The organism is Agrobacterium leguminum (assembly GCF_005144435.2).
GTDB classification, from domain to species: domain Bacteria; phylum Pseudomonadota; class Alphaproteobacteria; order Rhizobiales; family Rhizobiaceae; genus Agrobacterium; species Agrobacterium leguminum.
In genome coordinates, this window is the sequence record NZ_CP120211.1 from 2,609,353 (window position 1) to 2,627,071 (window position 17,719).

The following is a 17,719-nucleotide window of genomic DNA, read 5'->3' on the forward strand; positions in this document are numbered from 1 at the left end:
CTCAGCCCTGTTCCCGGTTGTTCAGTTTTTCGAGGTAAAGCAGGATGCCGCTATGGTCGATATCGGCACCGCCGTCACCGACGAAGTCATCGAATTCCCGCGTCACCTGCTGGGTAAGCGGCAGGTTGAGAGACAGATCCTTCGCCGTCGCCAGCACGCCATTCAGATCCTTGAGCTGGAACTTGGAGGGACCACCCGGCACGAAATTGCGCTTCACCATGCGGTCGCCATGCAGTTCCAGGATTCGGCTTTCGGCAAAACCGCCGCGTATGGCGTTGCGGAACCCTTCGCGGGATGCACCACCCGCTTCCACCAGCATCATCGCCTCGGCAACCGCGCCGATGGTGATGGCGACGATCTGCTGGTTGGCGAGCTTGCAGAGCTGGCCAGCACCCGAGGGACCGACATAGGTGAGCCGGCCCATCGGCGCGAAAACATCCGCAAGACCCGCGATCAGCGCCTCATCGCCACCCGCCATGATCGCAAGCGTACCGGCGGTCGCGCCCGGCACACCACCGGAAACCGGCGCGTCAACGTGATGAACACCTAGCGACTGAAGCCGGGAGGAATGTTCGCGCGCAATCGGCGGCGCAATCGAACTGCTGTCGATGACGACCGCACCCTTTTTCAGCGCTTCGGCCACGCCGGCCTCGAACAGCACCTCGCCCACAGCCTTGCCGTCGCTCAGCATGGTGATGACGATATCGGCCCCCCTGGCGGCCTCCTCCGGCGATGCCGCGACGACCGCGCCATCGGCAACCAGTGCCTCGGCCTTATCGACGCTGCGGTTCCAGACCGTGACCGAAAAGCCAGCGCCCAGCAGACGCCGGGCCATCGGCCCGCCCATCAGGCCCGTGCCGATAAAGGCAACCGACCGCTTCTTCTCCCCCCCGCCAACACTCATTTCAGTGAACCTCCCAGTTCGTCCTCGATATGAACCTGAATGATCTCTTCAAACGAGCTTTCGGCCGTAAAGCCCAGTTCGCGGGCGCGCTTGGCTTCGAAACCGGGGGCCCAGCCTTCGCACATGCGCATGATCATCTCGTTCGGCTCGCGGCGAATGAGGGCGACGGCCTTTTCGCCAGCGACCTTGCGCAGCGCCTCGATCTGTTCTCCGACGGTGGCGCTGAGGCCCGGCATCGACAGGTTGCGGCGCGGGCCGACCTTATCGACGTCAATCGTTGCGCCATGGATGAGGAAGCCGACGGCGGAACGCGGCGAAGCGTGCCAATGGCGAATGCTTTCCGGCACCGGCAGAACCGCTTCCTGGCCGACCAGCGGCTCGCGCAGGATATTGGAGAAGAAGCCGGAAGCAGCCGCATTCGGTTTGCCGGGACGAATGCAGATGGTCGGCAGGCGAATACCGATGCCGTCAAAGAAACCGCGACGGCTGTAATCGGACAGCAGCAATTCGCAGATCGCCTTCTGCGTACCATAGCTGGTCAGCGGCGTGGTGTGGAACTCGTCCGGGATCGGATAGGGAAGCGGCGCACCGAAGACGGCGATGGACGAGGTGAAGACCACGCGCGGCTTGTAACCGTCCTTGCCGTTGGCAATGCGGATGGCATCGAAGAGATAACGCGTACCGTCGAGATTGATGCGATAGCCCTTGTCAAAATCAAGCTCGGCTTCACCGGAGACGATGGCAGCGAGGTGAAAAATGGCATCGGGACGGGCTTCAACCAGCTTTTCGGCCTCACCCGGCGCGGAGAGATCGGCGGCACGCGCATCGACCGTACCGGAAAAACCGGCGGGCGCTTCGGGCTGGAACACGTCGATAAGCGTGAACTTGTCGATTGGCTTGCCGCCGAGCGCTCCGTCCTTGACGAGACGCTGCGTCAGCTTGCGGCCAACCATGCCTGCGGCGCCGATGATTGCGATATGCATGTCTTCCTCCTCTTTGTCCCGGCCATTCTCCCGGGACCGAAAAAACATCATCGGCCAGTCGCCGATAAATTAGCTTGTAAGGTTGTCTGATAACCTTATATGATCGGATTGAAAATAGTATTTTTTCACAAACCGGCAAAAGCAAGGGCGAAAGAGCCCTGTCCGGAAATTTAGGGCGGATTGGACGGAGAGGGTGGAATGACGATCGTGAGCGAAACCGATATCGAGGAATTGCGGTTCTCGTTGAAGAACAGGCTCGGCGAGGCTTTGCTGCTGACATCGCAGGAAGACATGCTGCGCTATTGCCGCGATTGGCACGGCGATGTCACCAGCTCGGCCGTGGCCGTCATCCGCCCCCGGTCGACCAAGGAAGTCTCCGACACTGTCCGCGCCTGCGCGGAACTTGGCCTTGCCATCATCCCCCAGGGCGGCAACACCGGACTGGTGCTCGGTGGCATTCCCGATGCCCCCAAGCATCAGGTCGTATTGAGCCTGGAGCGCATGAACGCCATCCGCACCATCGATAGCGACGATTTTTCCGCCGTTGTGGAAGCCGGTTGCATTCTCTCGGAATTCAAGGATGCGGTTCAGGACAAGGGCATGTTCTTCCCGCTGTCGCTCGGTGCACAGGGCAGCTGCCGCATCGGCGGCAACGTCTCCACCAATGCCGGCGGCATCAATGTCCTGCGCTATGGCATGACCCGCGAACTGGTGCTGGGTCTGGAAGTGGTCCTGCCTGATGGCACCATCTGGAACGGGCTGTCGACACTGCGCAAGGATAATCGCGGCATCGATCTGAAGCAGCTCTTCATCGGCGCGGAAGGAACGCTCGGCATCATAACCGCCGTTGCCGTCAAGCTTTACCCCAATCCCGAACATGTCGAGACGGCGCTGCTCGGCCTCAATTCGCTTGACGATGCCATCCAGCTTTACCGACGCGCCCGCCGCGAATGCTGCGACCTGATGTCCGCCTTTGAATTCATGCCGCCCGTCGCCTTCACGCTGGCGATCGAAGCTATACCCGACCTGAAAATGCCGATCGCCGGCGATTACCCCGCTTATGTGCTGATGGAAATTTCCGGCTCGGGATTGGTCGATACCGCCGACCTGATGGGACGCTTCCTTGAGGGCGTGATGGAAGACGGGCTGGTGCTGGACGGCGTCATCGCTTCTTCACGGGCACAAGCACAATCGCTCTGGCTGTTCCGCGAAGGTATGAACGAAGGCCAGGCGCTGCGCGGCGCGCATATGCGTACCGACATTTCCGTACCTTTGTCGAAACTCGCCGCTTTCGTGGCCGAAGCCGAGGCGGAACTGGCGACAAAACTGCCGGAATGCCTGGCGGTTTCCTACGGCCACGTTGGAGACGGCAACGTCCACCTCAACGTGCTGCCGCCGAACGGTTCGACGCCGGAAGAGCGCGACGCCTTCATCTACAAGTCCAAGACGCTCGTTAACGAAGTCCTTGACCGTTACGTCGGCAGCATCAGCGCCGAGCACGGCATCGGCCGCCTGAAACGCGCCGATTTCGAAAGCCGGCTATCCGACGTGCAGCGCCGGATGATCACCGGCCTGAAAAACACCTTTGACCCTGATTTGCGGATGAATCCCGGTTGCCAGATAACCCTGCAACCGGATAGCTAATCGAGGAACGGCAAAGGCGGCCAAAAACGCCGCCTTTGAAAACCCCGCTGACGGCGAAGGAGGAAGTCGCCTGCCGCGGGAAAACGAACCAATCGTTTCTGTGGAACGGGAGCAACCATGACGCTGGAGTTCAATCAGATACATCGCAACGACCATCTGCCCGGCCGGATCGCCGCGGAGATTGCGCGCGAAATCAATGATTCGAAGCTCGGACCGGGTGACAGGCTGCCGACCGAACATGTTCTGGCGAAAACCTTCGGGGTCAGCCGTTCGGTCATCCGCGAAGCGATCGCACAATTGCGCAACGAAGGTTTTGTCGAAACCCGACAGGGCGTGGGCGCATTCGTCACCGATCCCCGGCAAAGACTGTCCATCCGCATCGAGCGGTCGCGGCTGAACGACCCGGAAAATTTCCGCGATCTTTTTCAGCTTCGCATGCCGCTGGAAATAGAGGCGGCGGGGCTGGCCGCATTGCACCGCAGCCCGCAGCAGCTAACGCGGCTGGCGGCAGCATTGGAAAAGATGAAAACCGCCGATGACTGGTCGACGGAAGGCGTTGCCGCCGATCTCGACTTCCACCGCATTCTGGCGGAAGCGACTGAGAACGAATATTTCCTGATGTTCCTCGGCTTCATCGCGGAACGCATCAGCTCCGCCATCAACATTGCTTTTTCGCGTGCGGTTTTTGGTGAAATTCTCGAGGTGACGATCGCCGAACATGTGGCAATCTACGAAGCCGTCGAGAAGGCCGACGCCACTGCCGCCAAGAACGCCATGCGCAAGCATCTGATCGGCGCAGCCAGCCGGGTCAATCTCGAACTGGATATCTTCTGAGCAGCAAATGAGCACGCCGGCAAAGCTATAGGACAGGTTTACGGCTTTCCGGGAATTGAGACGCGAAACACGATAATTTTGTCGGCAAGGCCGCTAGACTCGTAACAAAAGTCATACTAAGAAGAATGGGATTAAGTTGTCAGACATCCAGACAATAAGACCGCAGGAGGCGGCCTGTCGGGTGCTGAAGGGGAGGACTACATGACCGGTACAAGGTCCATCGACGCTACCGCAATTTTGCCTGAAGATTTCGAAAACGCGCTGCTCGTCGGCCGTGTCTGGTCGAAAAGCGAAGGTGGCCCCTGCCCCGTCCTGCTGAAGGGCGGCGTGCTTTATGACCTCACTTCGATTTCCCCTACCATGTCCGAACTTCTGGAGAAGACCGATCTGCTGGAGCGGCTCGCCGACACCGGCACTTTCGTCGCACTCGGCGCACTGGAAGCTTTTCTGGACGGTTCCGCCGGCGAACTCCTTGCCCCCAACGACATTCAGGCCGTCAAGGCCGCCGGCGTCACCTTCGCCGACAGCATGCTCGAACGCGTGATCGAAGAGCAGGCAAAGGGCGATCCGCTGCGGGCGCAGGAAATTCGCGGACGGCTGGCGCCGGTTCTCGGCGACAATCTCAAGGGACTTGAGGCCGGTTCCGAAAAAGCGGCCGAAGTGAAGAAACTGCTCCAGGAAATGGGCCTCTGGTCGCAATATCTGGAAGTGGGCATCGGACCGGATGCGGAAATTTTCTCCAAGGCGCAGGCCATGGCTTCCGTCGGCTGCGGCGCGCTGATCGGCGTTCACCCGAAATCGCAATGGAACAACCCGGAACCGGAAGTGGTGCTGGCCATCACCTCCGATGGCCGCATCGTCGGCGCGACGCTTGGCAACGACGTCAATCTGCGCGATTTCGAAGGCCGCTCTGCACTCCTGCTCAGCAAGGCGAAGGACAATAACGCTTCCTGCGCCATCGGTCCTTTCATCCGCCTGTTTGACGGCAACTTCACCATCGAAGACGTGAAGAAGTCGCAGATATCGCTTCTGGTCGAAGGCGAAGACGGCTTCACCATGACGGGCGTCAGTCCCATGGAAGCGATCAGCCGCACACCGGAAAACCTCGCTTCGCAGCTCTTGAACCGTAACCACCAATATCCTGACGGCGCCGTCTTTTTCCTTGGCACGATGTTCGCGCCGGTGAAGGATCGTCATGGCCCAGGCCTCGGTTTCACCCATTCAAAGGGTGACCGTGTCGAAATCTCCACGCCCAAGCTCGGTAAGCTGATCAATTGGGTCACCACGACCGACGAATGCCCGGAATGGACATTCGGCACCGCGGCCCTGATGCGCAACCTGGCGAAACGAGGGCTGCTCTAGATATTTCTTCGGGAGGGGAAAATGCAAAAGATCATCAATCTCTTTTACCGGATTCTCGAAATCATTCTCGTCCTGCTGCTCGCCGGCATGTCGATCATGGTCTTCGTCAACGTCGTCATGCGTTATACGATGAATTCCGGCATCAACGTCTCGGAAGAACTATCGCGTTATTTCTTCGTGTGGCTGACCTTCATCGGCGCCGTGCTGACCTTCCGTGAGAACAGCCACATGGGCATCGAAACGCTCGTGATGTTCCTGTCCCGTCGCGCCCGCATCGTCTGCATGATCGTGTCGAACATCATCATTCTGGCCTGTTCCGCCATCTTCTTCTGGGGCACCTGGAAGCAGTCCGGCATCAATGCCAGCATGCATGCGCCTGTCACCAAGCTTTCGATGATCTGGGTCTATGGCGTTGGCATGTTCACCGGCGGCCTGATGTTCATCATCGCACTGGAACGCCTGTACCGTTACTTGACGGGCGGCGTGACAGAAGACGAAATCGCCCAGTTCGCGGGCGAGAACCTCACGATCGAACAGCTTTCGGAGCGCTGATACCATGACACTTCTCGTTTTTGTCGGCTCTCTGCTGGGAGCCATGGCGATTGGCGTTCCCGTCGCGTTCTCTCTGATGTTCTGCGGCGTCGTGCTCATGTGGTACATGGGCATGTTCAACACCGCGATCATCGCCCAGAACATGATCTCGGGCGCGGACACCTTCACGCTGCTCGCCATCCCCTTCTTCATTCTGGCTGGCGAACTGATGAATTCCGGCGGTCTGTCCCGCCGCATCATCGACTTTGCAATCGCACTCGTCGGTCATATCCGTGGCGGTCTCGGCATCGTGGCCATTGTTGCGGCCATCATCATGGCCAGCATTTCCGGCTCGGCCGCTGCCGATACCGCAGCCCTTGCCGCAATCCTCATCCCGATGATGGCGAAGGCCGGCTACAATATTCCGCGCTCCGGTGGCCTCATCGCCGCAGGCGGCATCATCGCCCCGGTCATCCCGCCATCCATGGCCTTCATCGTTTTCGGTGTTGCCGCCAACGTCTCGATCACACAGCTTTTCCTTGCGGGTATCGTTCCCGGCATTCTGATGGGTGCATCGCTCATCATCGCCTGGCTGATTGTGGTCCGCAAGGATAACGTCAAGCCGCTGCCGAAGACCTCCGCCAAGGAACGTCTGACCGCCACTGCTCGCGCCGGCTGGGCGCTCGGCATGCCGGTCATCATTCTCGGCGGCATCAAGGCAGGCATCATGACGCCGACGGAAGCTGCCGTCGTTGCGGCTGTTTACGCGCTTTTCGTCGGTATGGTGATCTACCGCGAACTGAAACCGGCCGATCTGTTCCACGTGCTTCTGCGCGCCGCCAAGAGCACGTCCATCATCATGTTCCTGGTTTGCGCGGCACTCGTCTCCGCATGGCTCATCACGGCAGCGAACATTCCGAATGAAGTCGCAGGTTATATCGAGCCGCTGATCGACCGCCCGATGCTTCTGATGGCCGCGATGATGGTACTGGTCTTCATTGTCGGAACCGCACTCGACCTGACGCCGACCATCCTGATCCTGACCCCTGTTCTGATGCCTATCGTCAAACAGGCGGGCATAGACCCGGTCTATTTCGGCGTTCTCTTCATCATCAACAACGCCATCGGCCTGATTACTCCTCCGGTTGGCGTGGTGCTGAACGTCGTCAGCGGCGTCGGCCGCATTCCGCTCGGCAAGGTCACGGTCGGCGTATGGCCGTTCCTCGTCGCCGAAACCATCGTCCTGGCGCTGCTCGTGATTTTCCCGGACATCGTCCTCGTACCGCTGCAGTATCTTCGTTAATTCAACCTGCTTCTCGCAAACAATCCAAGGGAGGATATTATGAGAAAGCTTCTTCTGACCACCACGGCCATCGCTTTCGCAGTTGGCGCCGCCGCTCCGGCAATGGCCGAATTCAACAGCCGCAATATCCGCGTTTCGAACGGCATCAACCAGGATCATCCGGTCGGCAACGGCATCAAGGCCATGCAGGCCTGCCTCGACGACAAGTCCGGCGGCAAGCTGAAGCTGACGGCATTCTGGGGCGGCGCTCTCGGCGGTGACCTTCAGGCGACGCAGGCCCTGCGCTCCGGCGTTCAGGAAGCAGTCGTGACGTCCTCGTCGCCGCTCGTCGGTCTCATCCCGTCGCTCGGCGTCTTCGACCTGCCGTTCCTCTTCGCCAACGCCAAGGAAGCCGATGCCGTCATGGACGGCGCCTTCGGCGACATGATGAACAAGAAGCTGGAAGAACAGGGCCTCGTAAACCTGGCCTACTGGGAAAACGGCTTCCGCAACCTGTCGAACTCCAAGCATGCCGTGAACAAGTGGGAAGATTTCTCGGGCCTCAAGGTCCGCGTGATGCAGAACAACATCTTCCTCGACACCTTCCAGAACCTCGGCGCCAATGCAACGCCGATGGCCTTCGGCGAAGTCTTCTCGGCGCTGGAAACCAATGCGATCGACGCGCAGGAAAACCCCTATGTGACGATCGACACCTCGAAGTTCTACGAGGTGCAGAAATACATCACCGAGACGAACCACGCCTATACGCCGTTCCTCTTCCTCTTCTCCAAGCCGATCTTCGACAGCTACACGCCCGAAGAACAGGCCGCCCTGCGTGAATGCGCAGTCGTCGGCCGCGACGAAGAGCGCAAGGTCATCCGCGAACTGAACCAGAAGTCGCTGGAGAAGATCAAGGCTGCCGGCCTCGAAGTGAACACGTTGTCTGCCGAAGAGCAGACCCGTATCCGCGAAAAGTCGATGGTCGTCTACGAAAAGCACAAGGCTGAAATCGGCGCAGACGTCGTCGACGCCGTTCTGGCGGACCTGAAGAAGATCCGCGGCCAGTAATCCTTGCCGGATACAATTGAAAACACCCGGAGGTTCCGCCTCCGGGTGTTTTTGTTTGTGAAAATAGCCGACAGAAAAAAGGCTGCCGAAGCGGCCTTTCCAAAAGATCACGCCGTGCGGTTCTGCCGGTTGGCGATGAGATCTTCGACCACCGCCGGATCGGCGAGCGTCGACGTATCCCCCAGCGCACCAAAGTCGTCCTCGGCGATCTTGCGCAGGATGCGCCGCATGATCTTGCCGGAGCGCGTCTTGGGCAGACCCGGCGCGAACTGGATCTTGTCAGGTGTCGCAACCGGTCCGATCTCGTTGCGCACGTGCTTCACCAGCTCCTCACGCAGCGCATAGTCGCCATTCTGGCCCGCCATCAGCGTGACATAACAATAAATGCCCTGGCCCTTGATGGCATGCGGGTAGCCCACCACGGCCGCTTCCGAAACGAGGTGGTGCGACACCAGCGCCGACTCCACCTCGGCCGTGCCAAGGCGGTGACCGGAAACGTTCAGCACGTCATCGACGCGGCCGGTGATCCAGTAATAGCCGTCCTCGTCACGCCGGCAACCGTCGCCAGTGAAGTACTTGCCCTTGTAGGTCGAGAAATAGGTATCGACAAAGCGCTGATGATCGCCATAGACGGAGCGCGACTGGCCCGGCCAGCTATCGATGATGCAGAGATTGCCGTCGGCCGGTCCTTCCAGCACATTTCCCTCGGCATCGACAAGCTGCGGCTGCACGCCGAAGAACGGCCTTGTGGCCGAACCGGGTTTCAGATCGGTCGCGCCCGGCAGCGGCGAAATGAGAATGCCGCCGGTTTCCGTCTGCCACCAGGTGTCGACGATCGGGCTCTTGTCCTCGCCGACCACATGGTAATACCACTCCCAGGCTTCCGGATTGATCGGTTCGCCGACCGTGCCGAGAAGCCGCAGGCTCTCGCGCGAGGAGCGCTGGACGAACTGGTCGCCCGCCCCCATCAGCGATCTGAGCGCCGTCGGCGCGGTGTAGAAGATATTGACCTTGTGCTTGTCGATGACTTCCCAGAAACGGCCCTGATCCGGAAAATTGGGAACACCTTCGAACATCAGCGTCGTCGCGCAGTTCGCAAGCGGCCCGTAGACGATATAGGAATGGCCGGTGACCCAGCCGACATCGGCCGTACACCAGAAAACCTCACCATCCTTGTAGTCGAAGACATATTCATGCGTCATCGACGTATAGACGAGGTAGCCGCCCGTCGTGTGCAACACGCCCTTCGGCTTGCCGGTGGAGCCGGACGTATAGAGGATGAATAGCGGGTCTTCCGCACGCATCTTCACCGGCGGGCAATCCGGCTTCACGGTGGCGATTTCCTGATGGTACCAGATATCGCGGCCGGGCGCCCAGCCGGTCTTGCCGCCGGTGCGGCGCACCACCAGAACCTTGTTGACGATGACATATTGTTTGGCGGCGATATCGATCGCCTTGTCGGTATTTTCCTTGAGCGGGATCGGCTTACCGCCGCGCACGCCCTCATCGCAGGTGATGACGAAGGTGGACTGGCAATCGACGATGCGGCCCGCCAGCGCTTCCGGCGAGAACCCGCCGAACACGACGGAATGGATGGCGCCGATGCGGGCGCAGGCGAGCATCGCGTAGGCCGCCTCGGGTATCATCGGCATATAGATGGTGACGCGGTCGCCCTTCTTGACACCGTGCTTCTTCAGCACATTCGCCAGACGGCAGACATAGTCATAGAGCTGGTTATAGGTGATCTTCTTGTCGATATAGGGGTTGTCGCCTTCCCAGATGATCGCCGTGCGCTCGCCATGCGTCTTCAGATGCCGGTCGATACAGTTATAGGAAACGTTCGTCAGGCCGTCCTCGAACCACTTGATCGGCACCCTGCCCTTGAAGGACGTGTTCTTGACCTTGGTATAGGGCTTGAACCAGTCGATCCGCCGGCCGTGCTTGTCCCAGAACTTTTCCGGATCCTCGACGCTCTCCTGATACCATTTCTGGTAACGCTCATTGTCGATGAGCGTGCGGGCCTTCGCCGATTTGAGAACCGGGTAGATTTTGGCAGACATGAACTCCTCCTGGAACCGATATGGCTTTTAACGTGGCCCGAGACTCCCACCTCAGGCATGTGTTGAATTCATAGCAGTTCAAATCCGCACGGCAATTAGACAAAGGTCATTTGTTTCGCAAAGAATTGCAATTCTGATGCAATGCGGCTATAGAGCCCCCATATCCCGGAAATTAGTGGTTGATACCCACGGCCCGCGACACCGGCGCGGACGGACAGAAGGACTGTATCTATGGCTCAACAATTGCTCATGCCAAAGGCTACGGCTGTATGGCTGGTTGACAACACCGCGCTGTCGTTCGATCAGATCGCCACGTTCTGCAAACTGCATCCGCTCGAAGTCAAGGCGATTGCCGACGGTGAAGCCGCACAGGGCATCAAGGGTCTCGATCCGATTGCAACCGGACAGCTCTCCCGCGACGAGATCGCCCGCGCCGAAGCCAATCCCAACCACAAGCTCAAGCTTTCCGAACCGAAGGTCCGCGTGCCGGAATCCAAGCGCCGCGGCCCGCGCTACACCCCGGTTTCCAAGCGCCAGGACCGTCCGAACGCCATTCTCTGGCTCGTTCGCAACCACCCGGAACTGAAGGATGCGCAGATCTCGCGTCTCGTCGGCACCACGAAGTCGACGATCGAGCAGATTCGCGACCGTACCCACTGGAACTCGGCCAACCTGACGCCGATGGACCCGGTGACGCTCGGCCTCTGCAGCCAGATCGATCTCGACCTCGAAGTCGAACGCGCCTCGCGCGGCCGTCCGCTGCCGACCGCAGAAGAACTCGACAATACGCTGCAGCCGGCAACGGCGACGGAAGGTCTGGACTACAGCTTCCAGCGCGACGAAGACGAGCAGATCGACGCCGATGCGGTCTTCAAGAAGCTCAGCTCGCTGAAGTCTACGCAGAAGGACGAAGACGAGGACGATCACTACTGATCGGACGTCTTTTAGAGTTTGAAAACCCGGCCTCAGCGCCGGGTTTTTTATTTGCAGCCTTATCGCGTACCGAAGATCGCCGAGCCCACACGGACACTCGTTGCGCCGAATTCCACGGCGGTTTCGAAATCGCCCGACATGCCCATGGAAAGCTTCTCAAGCCCACATTGTTTGGCAAGTTTCGCCAGAAGCGCAAAATGCGGACCCGGATTTTCATCCGCCGGCGGAATGCACATCAGTCCTTCGACCTGCAATTTCAGCTCATTCCGACAAAAGGCGACGAATGCAACTGTCTCACGCGGATCGATGCCCGCCTTTTGCGGCTCAAGCCCGGTATTGACCTGCACATAAAAACGAAGGCTGCGGCCCTGTTTGCCGCATTCCTCGGCAAGCGCGCGGGCGATCTTCTCCCGGTCGACGCTCTGCACCACATCAAACAGCGCCACGGCATCCGCCGCCTTGTTGGACTGTAGCGGGCCAATCAGATGCAACTCGATATCAGGCGTCTTCTCTTTAAGCGCTGGCCACTTGCCCTGCGCCTCCTGCACGCGGTTCTCGCCGAACACGCGCTGGCCCGCATCGATGACCGGCTGGATCGCCTCCGCCTCGAAGGTCTTCGAGACCGCGACGAGGGCAACATCCGCCGCCTTGCGTCCGGATTTTTCCGCAACATCGGCAATGCGCTGCCTGACATCCTCAAGACGTGCTTCGATTTCCATCACAAGACCTTCATTTGAACCATTCGCAACGCTAACTAGACGCCGATTGCCTTGATGCCAAGCGGGTTTAGCACCATTTGAGGCACGCTGGCCAAGATTGAACGCCCGAATGCCCCGCCAAACTTGACGCCCCGGTCGTTTCATGGTGAAGGTCAGCGCAAATTTTTCCCCTCGATACCCGGAATTCTAAACAATGGCCATCGAACGTTACAATCCTCGCGACGCCGAGCCGCGCTGGCAGCAGAAATGGAACGAAGACAAGGTTTTCGTCACCGACAACAGCGATCCGCGCGAGAAATATTACGTTCTGGAGATGTTTCCCTATCCGTCAGGACGCATCCACATGGGCCATGTCCGCAACTATGCCATGGGCGACGTGGTCGCCCGCTATAAGCGCGCCCGCGGCTTCAACGTTCTGCACCCGATGGGCTGGGACGCCTTCGGCATGCCTGCCGAAAACGCCGCCATGCAGAACAAGGTTCACCCGAAGGACTGGACCTATCAGAACATCGCCACCATGCGCGGTCAGCTGAAATCCATGGGCCTGTCGCTGGACTGGACCCGCGAATTCGCCACCTGTGACGTGGAATATTACCACCGCCAGCAGGCGCTTTTCGTCGATTTCATGGAAAAGGGTCTGGTCTACCGCAAGCAGTCCAAGGTCAACTGGGACCCGGTCGACCATACGGTTCTCGCCAATGAGCAGGTGATCGACGGTCGCGGCTGGCGCTCCGGCGCGCTGGTCGAACAGCGCGAGTTGACGCAATGGTTCTTCCGCATCACCGATTTCAGCCAGGACCTGCTGGACGAGCTGGATACGCTCGACCAATGGCCAGAAAAAGTGCGCCTGATGCAGAAGAACTGGATCGGCCGCTCCGAAGGCCTGTCACTGCGCTGGCAGACGGTTGCCGACACGGCGCCGGAAGGTTTCTCCGACATCACCGTCTATACGACACGCCCGGACACCCTGTTCGGCGCCTCCTTCCTGGCAATCGCCGCCGACCACCCGCTGGCCAGGGAACTGTCCGTGAACAACCCGGCGATTGCCGAGTTCTGCGACGAATGCCGCCGCCATGGCACCTCGCTCGCAGCGCTCGAAACGGCTGAAAAGAAGGGCATCGACACGGGCGTCAAGGTCGTGCATCCGCTGGATCCCAGCTGGGAACTGCCAGTCTACGTCGCCAACTTCGTGCTGATGGATTACGGCACCGGCGCAATCTTCGGCTGCCCGTCGGGTGACCAGCGCGATCTGGATTTCGCCCGCAAATACGGCCTGCCGGTCGTGGCCGTCGTCGCCCCTGAAGGCCCCGATGCTGCAAACTTCACCATCGATGATACCGCCTTCACCGATGACGGCGTGATGATCAATTCCGGCTTCCTGAACGGCATGAAGACGGCTGACGCCTTTGAGGCGATGGCGCAGAAGCTTTCTGCGCAGACGCTGGGCAACACGCCGCAGGCCGAGCGCAAGGTCAATTTCCGCCTGCGCGACTGGGGCATTTCCCGCCAGCGTTATTGGGGTTGCCCAATCCCGGTCATCCATTGCGAAGTCTGCGGCGTCGTACCGGTTCCGAAAAAGGATCTGCCGGTCAAGCTGCCCGACGACGTGACGTTCGACGTGCCCGGCAACCCGCTGGACCGGCACCCCACTTGGCGTCATGTCTCCTGCCCGCAATGCGGCCATGACGCGCGCCGCGAAACCGACACGATGGATACCTTCGTCGATTCCAGCTGGTATTACACGCGCTTCACCGCGCCGTGGGAAGACGCACCGACCGATCCGAAGGTCGCCAACCATTGGCTGCCGGTCGACCAATATATCGGCGGCATCGAGCACGCGATCCTGCATCTGCTCTATTCGCGCTTCTTCACCCGCGCCATGCGCGAAACCGGCCATGTCGGCGTCAAGGAACCCTTCAAGGGCCTGTTCACACAGGGCATGGTGGTGCACGAGACCTATAGCCGCGGCGAAGGCACCGCACGCGAATGGGTACCGCCTGCCGAACTGAGGATCGAAGAAAACGACGGCACGCGCCGCGCCTTCCTGCTCTCTTCCGGCGAAGAGGTGAAGATCGGCTCCATCGAGAAGATGTCGAAGTCGAAGAAGAACGTGGTCGACCCGGATGACATCATCGCATCCTACGGCGCCGATACCGCACGCTTCTTCGTGCTGTCGGACTCTCCGCCCGATCGTGACGTCATCTGGTCCGAAGCCGGGGTGGAAGGTGCAAACCGATTCGTCCAGCGCGTCTGGCGCATCATCGGCGAAGCGGCGGAAGAGCTGAGAACAGTCCAGCCGAAGCCTGCGACCGAAGGCGAAGGGCTGGCGGCCTCCAAGGCGGCCCACAAGACGCTGAAGGCTGTTCAGGAAGACCTGGACAAGCTCGCCTTCAACAAGGCCATCGCCCGCATCTACGAACTGGTCAACGCGCTGGCCGGTCCGCTCGCCGATGTTGCTTCTGGCGGCAAGCCTGAGGACGTCAAGGCGGCAGCGCGCGACGCCGTCGAAATCCTCATCCGCATCATCGCCCCCATGACGCCGCATCTGGCGGAAGAATGCTGGTCCGCACTGGGCAATACGGGCCTCGTGGCCCAGACGCCGTGGCCGACCTTCGTCGCTTCGCTGGTCGAAGAAAACGATGTGGTCATGCCCGTGCAGGTCAACGGCAAGAAGCGTGGCGAATTGACAATCGCGCGCGATGCGGATCAAGATGCGGTCCGAACGGCCGCCCTTGCGCTGGATGCCGTCAAATCCATTCTTGCCGGTGGCGAGCCCAAGAAAGTCATCGTGGTTCCGCAGAGGATTGTGAACATTGTTGTCTGACGTTTTTTCAAGATGGGGCCGCGTCGCGGCAGCGATTTCCGTCGTGACGATGGCTGGTCTTCTGGCAGGCTGCCAGGTGCGCCCGCTTTATGGGGAAGCTTCCGGAACCAAGGAAAGACTGGCGGCCGTCAGCGTCTCCGACGTCGGTGGCAGAGTCGGGCAGGAAGTCCGCAACCAACTGATCTTTCTGATGGCCGGCGGCGCAGGCCAACCGGCCACGGCGCAATATAACGTCAAGATTTCCGTAAGCTCGAGCGCCACGTCAACGGAAGTGCAGAATTACGACCTGACGACCCGCGCGAACAACAATTACGATGGCCCCTACCCGGGTCGAGTCGTGATGAGCGGTCAATATGTGCTGACCCGCGTTTCCGACGGTCAAATCCTGCGCTCCGCACGCCGCAGCGTAACAGCGCAGGTGGACCTGCCACAGCAGGAATTCGCCAAGATCCGGGCAATCCGCGATGCCGAGAACCGTGCGGCCCGGGAACTGGCTGAAATCATCCGCACCGATATCGCTGCCACGCTCGGCCGCTGAGAGCGGCGGCCGTGACGGAGATAAAATCCCATGAATTTGAGCGCTTCGCCGAAAATCCGGCGGAGCGCTTTCGCATTTTCGTGCTCTACGGCCCGGATCGCGGTCTCGTGTCGGAACGCGCAGGCGTCATCGCCAAAAAGACCGGTATCGATCCCGATGACGCTTTCGCATCGCTGAAACTGACCGCATCCGATCTGCAGGGCGACCCCGGCCGTCTGCTCGACGAGGTGAATGCCATCGGCCTTTTCGGCGGCGAAAAACTCGTCTGGATCAAAAGTGCTTCGGCCGAAAAGGCGCTGGTGGATGCGCTCCAGATTCTTGCCGAGACACCGCCGGAAGCGAGCTTCCTCATCATCGAAGCAGGCGACATCAAGAAGGGTACGGGACTGCGCAAGATCGCAGAACCGGCACGCTCCATCGCTGCGATTCCCTGTTATGCCGACGATGCGCGCTCATTGAACGCATTGATCGATCAGGAACTCTCCGCCGATAATCTGCGCATCGCGCCAGCCGCAAGACAGAGGCTAATCGAATCCCTGGGTGGTGACCGCATCGCCTCGCGCAACGAAATCCGCAAGCTGGCACTCTATTGCCGTGGGGCCGACTTGGTCGAGGAAGACGATGTGCTGGCGATCATCGGAGACGCCAGCACGGTTTCCGCAGACGATGCCGTCGACGCCATTCTGAAAGGCGACAGAAACGCCTTTTTCCACGCGACGCAGAAGATCGTCTCTTCAAAGACCCCGATCTTTCTTGTGCTCCAGGGGTGCCTCAAGCAATTCCAGTTACTCGACCAGATGCGGGCCGAAATGGATGAGAAAAAACTGCAGGCCGGTCAGGTCATGCAGACGCTTGGACGCCACATCCATTTCCGCAGAAAACCCATCATCGAACGAGCCCTGCGAACCTGGCAGCCAGCGGCAATCGCACGCGAGATGAACCGCCTGCAGGCCGCTATCCTGCAAAGCCGTCAGCGGCAAAGCCTGGAGGAAAGCGTGGCCCTTCTGACATTGCTGTCGACCACGCTGCAATCCGGCCGCGGCGGATGAGGCCCAGCAAAAAGCCCTCGCGCTGCTGCTGCGAGGGCTTTTTAAATCATGGTTTCGCCGTCAGGCCGTAAAACTCAGTCGCCCTGTCCGGGCTCGGCGGAGAAATAAAGCTCGAGCTTGCCTTCGACACCGTCCATTTCCTTGGCTTCCGGCATCGGGTCGCGCTTGATCGTGATATTAGGCCAGATTGCCGCATATTCGGCATTGAGCTTCAGCCATTTGTCGAGACCCGGCTCCGTATCGGGCTTGATGGCTTCGGCGGGACATTCCGGTTCGCAGACACCGCAATCGATGCATTCATCGGGATTGATCGCGAGGAAATTTTCACCCTCGTAAAAGCAGTCGACGGGGCAGACCTCAACGCAATCGGTATATTTGCAGCGGATGCAATTGTCGGTCACGACATATGTCATGATGAACTCCAGAATATGCAGGCCGGGTCTGTGGGCTTCGGAACACAAGCCGTCGCCCGGAATTCAGACAGGGCAATTTCGCAAGTGACGTAATGCCTTTGCTTGCAGATAGCAAGGATAAACAATTCTGAAAAAGGGGTGCGACCCGGAGGTTTATTCTAATCTTTGCTTCCGTCGCTGTCAGACAGAAACCTGTCGAGCGCCCTGCGCTCTTTTTTGGTGGGACGCCCGCTGCCCGGCTGGCGCAACGCCTGCTCGAGGGGTGTCAGCAGGTCGGAAGGTTCCCGTGGCGGCGTCTCGTCGTCATAGAGAAGTCTGGCTTCCTCATAGGGTCCACGCCGTGTTCCGCCGGACTTGACGACAAGCACCTTATCCATCCACTCGAAGCCGATCTCCAGCCTGTCGCCCGCCTTCACCACATGGCTGGACTGGCGAATGGCAATGCCGTTGACCTTGACGTGGCCCGACTGAATGTAGCCCTGGGCGAGCGAACGGGATTTGGCCATGCGGGCAAAGAACAGCCACTTGTCCAGACGCTGACGCGTGCTTTCCAGTGGCTGTTCGCTGCTTCCCAT

The 17,719-nt window shown here is 59.8% G+C and carries 16 protein-coding genes; 10 read left to right on the forward strand and 6 right to left on the reverse strand.

Translation table 11 applies throughout. The annotated features are described in order from the left end of the window. Nucleotide 1: 1 nt before the first annotated feature. Together CFBP4996_RS12505 and denD are read right to left on the reverse strand one after the other, a co-directional pair. Nucleotides 2-904, reverse strand: a complete 903-nt coding sequence (locus CFBP4996_RS12505; protein ID WP_080852980.1) for an NAD(P)-dependent oxidoreductase — start codon at nucleotides 902-904, stop codon at nucleotides 2-4. Continuing rightward, nucleotides 901-1,887: a D-erythronate dehydrogenase gene (gene denD / locus CFBP4996_RS12510; protein ID WP_080853298.1), complete on the reverse strand. Its 987-nt coding sequence runs from the start codon at nucleotides 1,885-1,887 to the stop codon at nucleotides 901-903. Before denD ends, CFBP4996_RS12505 begins: the two co-directional genes overlap by 4 nt. A gap of 198 nt (nucleotides 1,888-2,085) precedes the next feature. Between denD and CFBP4996_RS12515 the strand changes: the two genes are divergently transcribed. From CFBP4996_RS12515 to CFBP4996_RS12540, 6 genes are all read left to right on the forward strand, one after another. After that, nucleotides 2,086-3,531, forward strand: coding sequence for an FAD-binding oxidoreductase (locus CFBP4996_RS12515; RefSeq protein WP_080852979.1), 1,446 nt, complete (start codon nucleotides 2,086-2,088; stop codon nucleotides 3,529-3,531). Nucleotides 3,532-3,648: 117 nt separating this feature from the next. After that, on the forward strand, nucleotides 3,649-4,365 hold the full coding sequence (locus tag CFBP4996_RS12520) for a FadR/GntR family transcriptional regulator (protein WP_003520305.1): 717 nt from the start codon (nucleotides 3,649-3,651) through the stop codon (nucleotides 4,363-4,365). 201 nt (nucleotides 4,366-4,566) lie between these two features. Then, entirely contained in the window at nucleotides 4,567-5,727 is a 1,161-nt protein-coding gene (locus CFBP4996_RS12525) for a fumarylacetoacetate hydrolase family protein (protein WP_080852978.1), read from the forward strand. Between the two features lie 21 nt (nucleotides 5,728-5,748). Then, a complete protein-coding gene (locus CFBP4996_RS12530; RefSeq protein WP_080852977.1) occupies nucleotides 5,749-6,279 on the forward strand; it encodes a TRAP transporter small permease in 531 nt (176 codons plus the stop codon). Nucleotides 6,280-6,283: 4 nt separating this feature from the next. Next, the gene (locus CFBP4996_RS12535) at nucleotides 6,284-7,561 is read left to right on the forward strand and encodes a TRAP transporter large permease (RefSeq protein ID WP_035265222.1); all 1,278 of its coding nucleotides are present in this window, start codon (nucleotides 6,284-6,286) and stop codon (nucleotides 7,559-7,561) included. A 39-nt stretch (nucleotides 7,562-7,600) separates the two neighbouring features. Then, nucleotides 7,601-8,608, forward strand: a complete 1,008-nt coding sequence (locus CFBP4996_RS12540; RefSeq protein WP_080815532.1) for a TRAP transporter substrate-binding protein — start codon at nucleotides 7,601-7,603, stop codon at nucleotides 8,606-8,608. 107 nt (nucleotides 8,609-8,715) lie between these two features. Here CFBP4996_RS12540 and acs read toward each other — a convergent pair whose 3' ends face one another. Beyond that, nucleotides 8,716-10,668, reverse strand: coding sequence for an acetate--CoA ligase (gene acs, locus CFBP4996_RS12545; protein ID WP_080852976.1), 1,953 nt, complete (start codon nucleotides 10,666-10,668; stop codon nucleotides 8,716-8,718). A 231-nt stretch (nucleotides 10,669-10,899) separates the two neighbouring features. On the opposite strand from acs, the gene CFBP4996_RS12550 reads away from it, so the two are divergent. Beyond that, on the forward strand, nucleotides 10,900-11,601 hold the full coding sequence (locus CFBP4996_RS12550) for a DUF1013 domain-containing protein (protein WP_162935963.1): 702 nt from the start codon (nucleotides 10,900-10,902) through the stop codon (nucleotides 11,599-11,601). 59 nt (nucleotides 11,602-11,660) lie between these two features. Here the strand turns inward: CFBP4996_RS12550 and CFBP4996_RS12555 are convergent, their stop codons facing one another. Continuing rightward, nucleotides 11,661-12,320 carry a YggS family pyridoxal phosphate-dependent enzyme gene (locus tag CFBP4996_RS12555; protein WP_162935962.1) on the reverse strand — a complete coding sequence of 220 codons (660 nt, stop codon included), beginning with the start codon at nucleotides 12,318-12,320 and terminating at the stop codon, nucleotides 11,661-11,663. Between the two features lie 193 nt (nucleotides 12,321-12,513). Between CFBP4996_RS12555 and leuS the strand changes: the two genes are divergently transcribed. From leuS to holA, 3 genes are read left to right on the forward strand one after another with little or no spacing between them, the layout of a single operon-like run. Next, nucleotides 12,514-15,144, forward strand: coding sequence for a leucine--tRNA ligase (gene leuS, locus CFBP4996_RS12560; RefSeq protein ID WP_080852973.1), 2,631 nt, complete (start codon nucleotides 12,514-12,516; stop codon nucleotides 15,142-15,144). After that, nucleotides 15,137-15,682 (forward strand): LPS assembly lipoprotein LptE, encoded by a 546-nt coding sequence (gene lptE, locus CFBP4996_RS12565; protein ID WP_049832314.1) that lies wholly within the window; start codon nucleotides 15,137-15,139, stop codon nucleotides 15,680-15,682. Before leuS ends, lptE begins: the two co-directional genes overlap by 8 nt. Before the next feature lie 11 nt (nucleotides 15,683-15,693). Continuing rightward, nucleotides 15,694-16,731 (forward strand): DNA polymerase III subunit delta, encoded by a 1,038-nt coding sequence (holA, locus tag CFBP4996_RS12570; RefSeq protein WP_080852972.1) that lies wholly within the window; start codon nucleotides 15,694-15,696, stop codon nucleotides 16,729-16,731. A 74-nt stretch (nucleotides 16,732-16,805) separates the two neighbouring features. Here holA and fdxA read toward each other — a convergent pair whose 3' ends face one another. Then, the gene (fdxA, locus tag CFBP4996_RS12575) at nucleotides 16,806-17,144 is read right to left on the reverse strand and encodes a ferredoxin FdxA (protein ID WP_003520294.1); all 339 of its coding nucleotides are present in this window, start codon (nucleotides 17,142-17,144) and stop codon (nucleotides 16,806-16,808) included. Nucleotides 17,145-17,302: 158 nt separating this feature from the next. Next, nucleotides 17,303-17,719 carry an RNA-binding S4 domain-containing protein gene (locus CFBP4996_RS12580; RefSeq protein WP_080852971.1) on the reverse strand — a complete coding sequence of 139 codons (417 nt, stop codon included), beginning with the start codon at nucleotides 17,717-17,719 and terminating at the stop codon, nucleotides 17,303-17,305.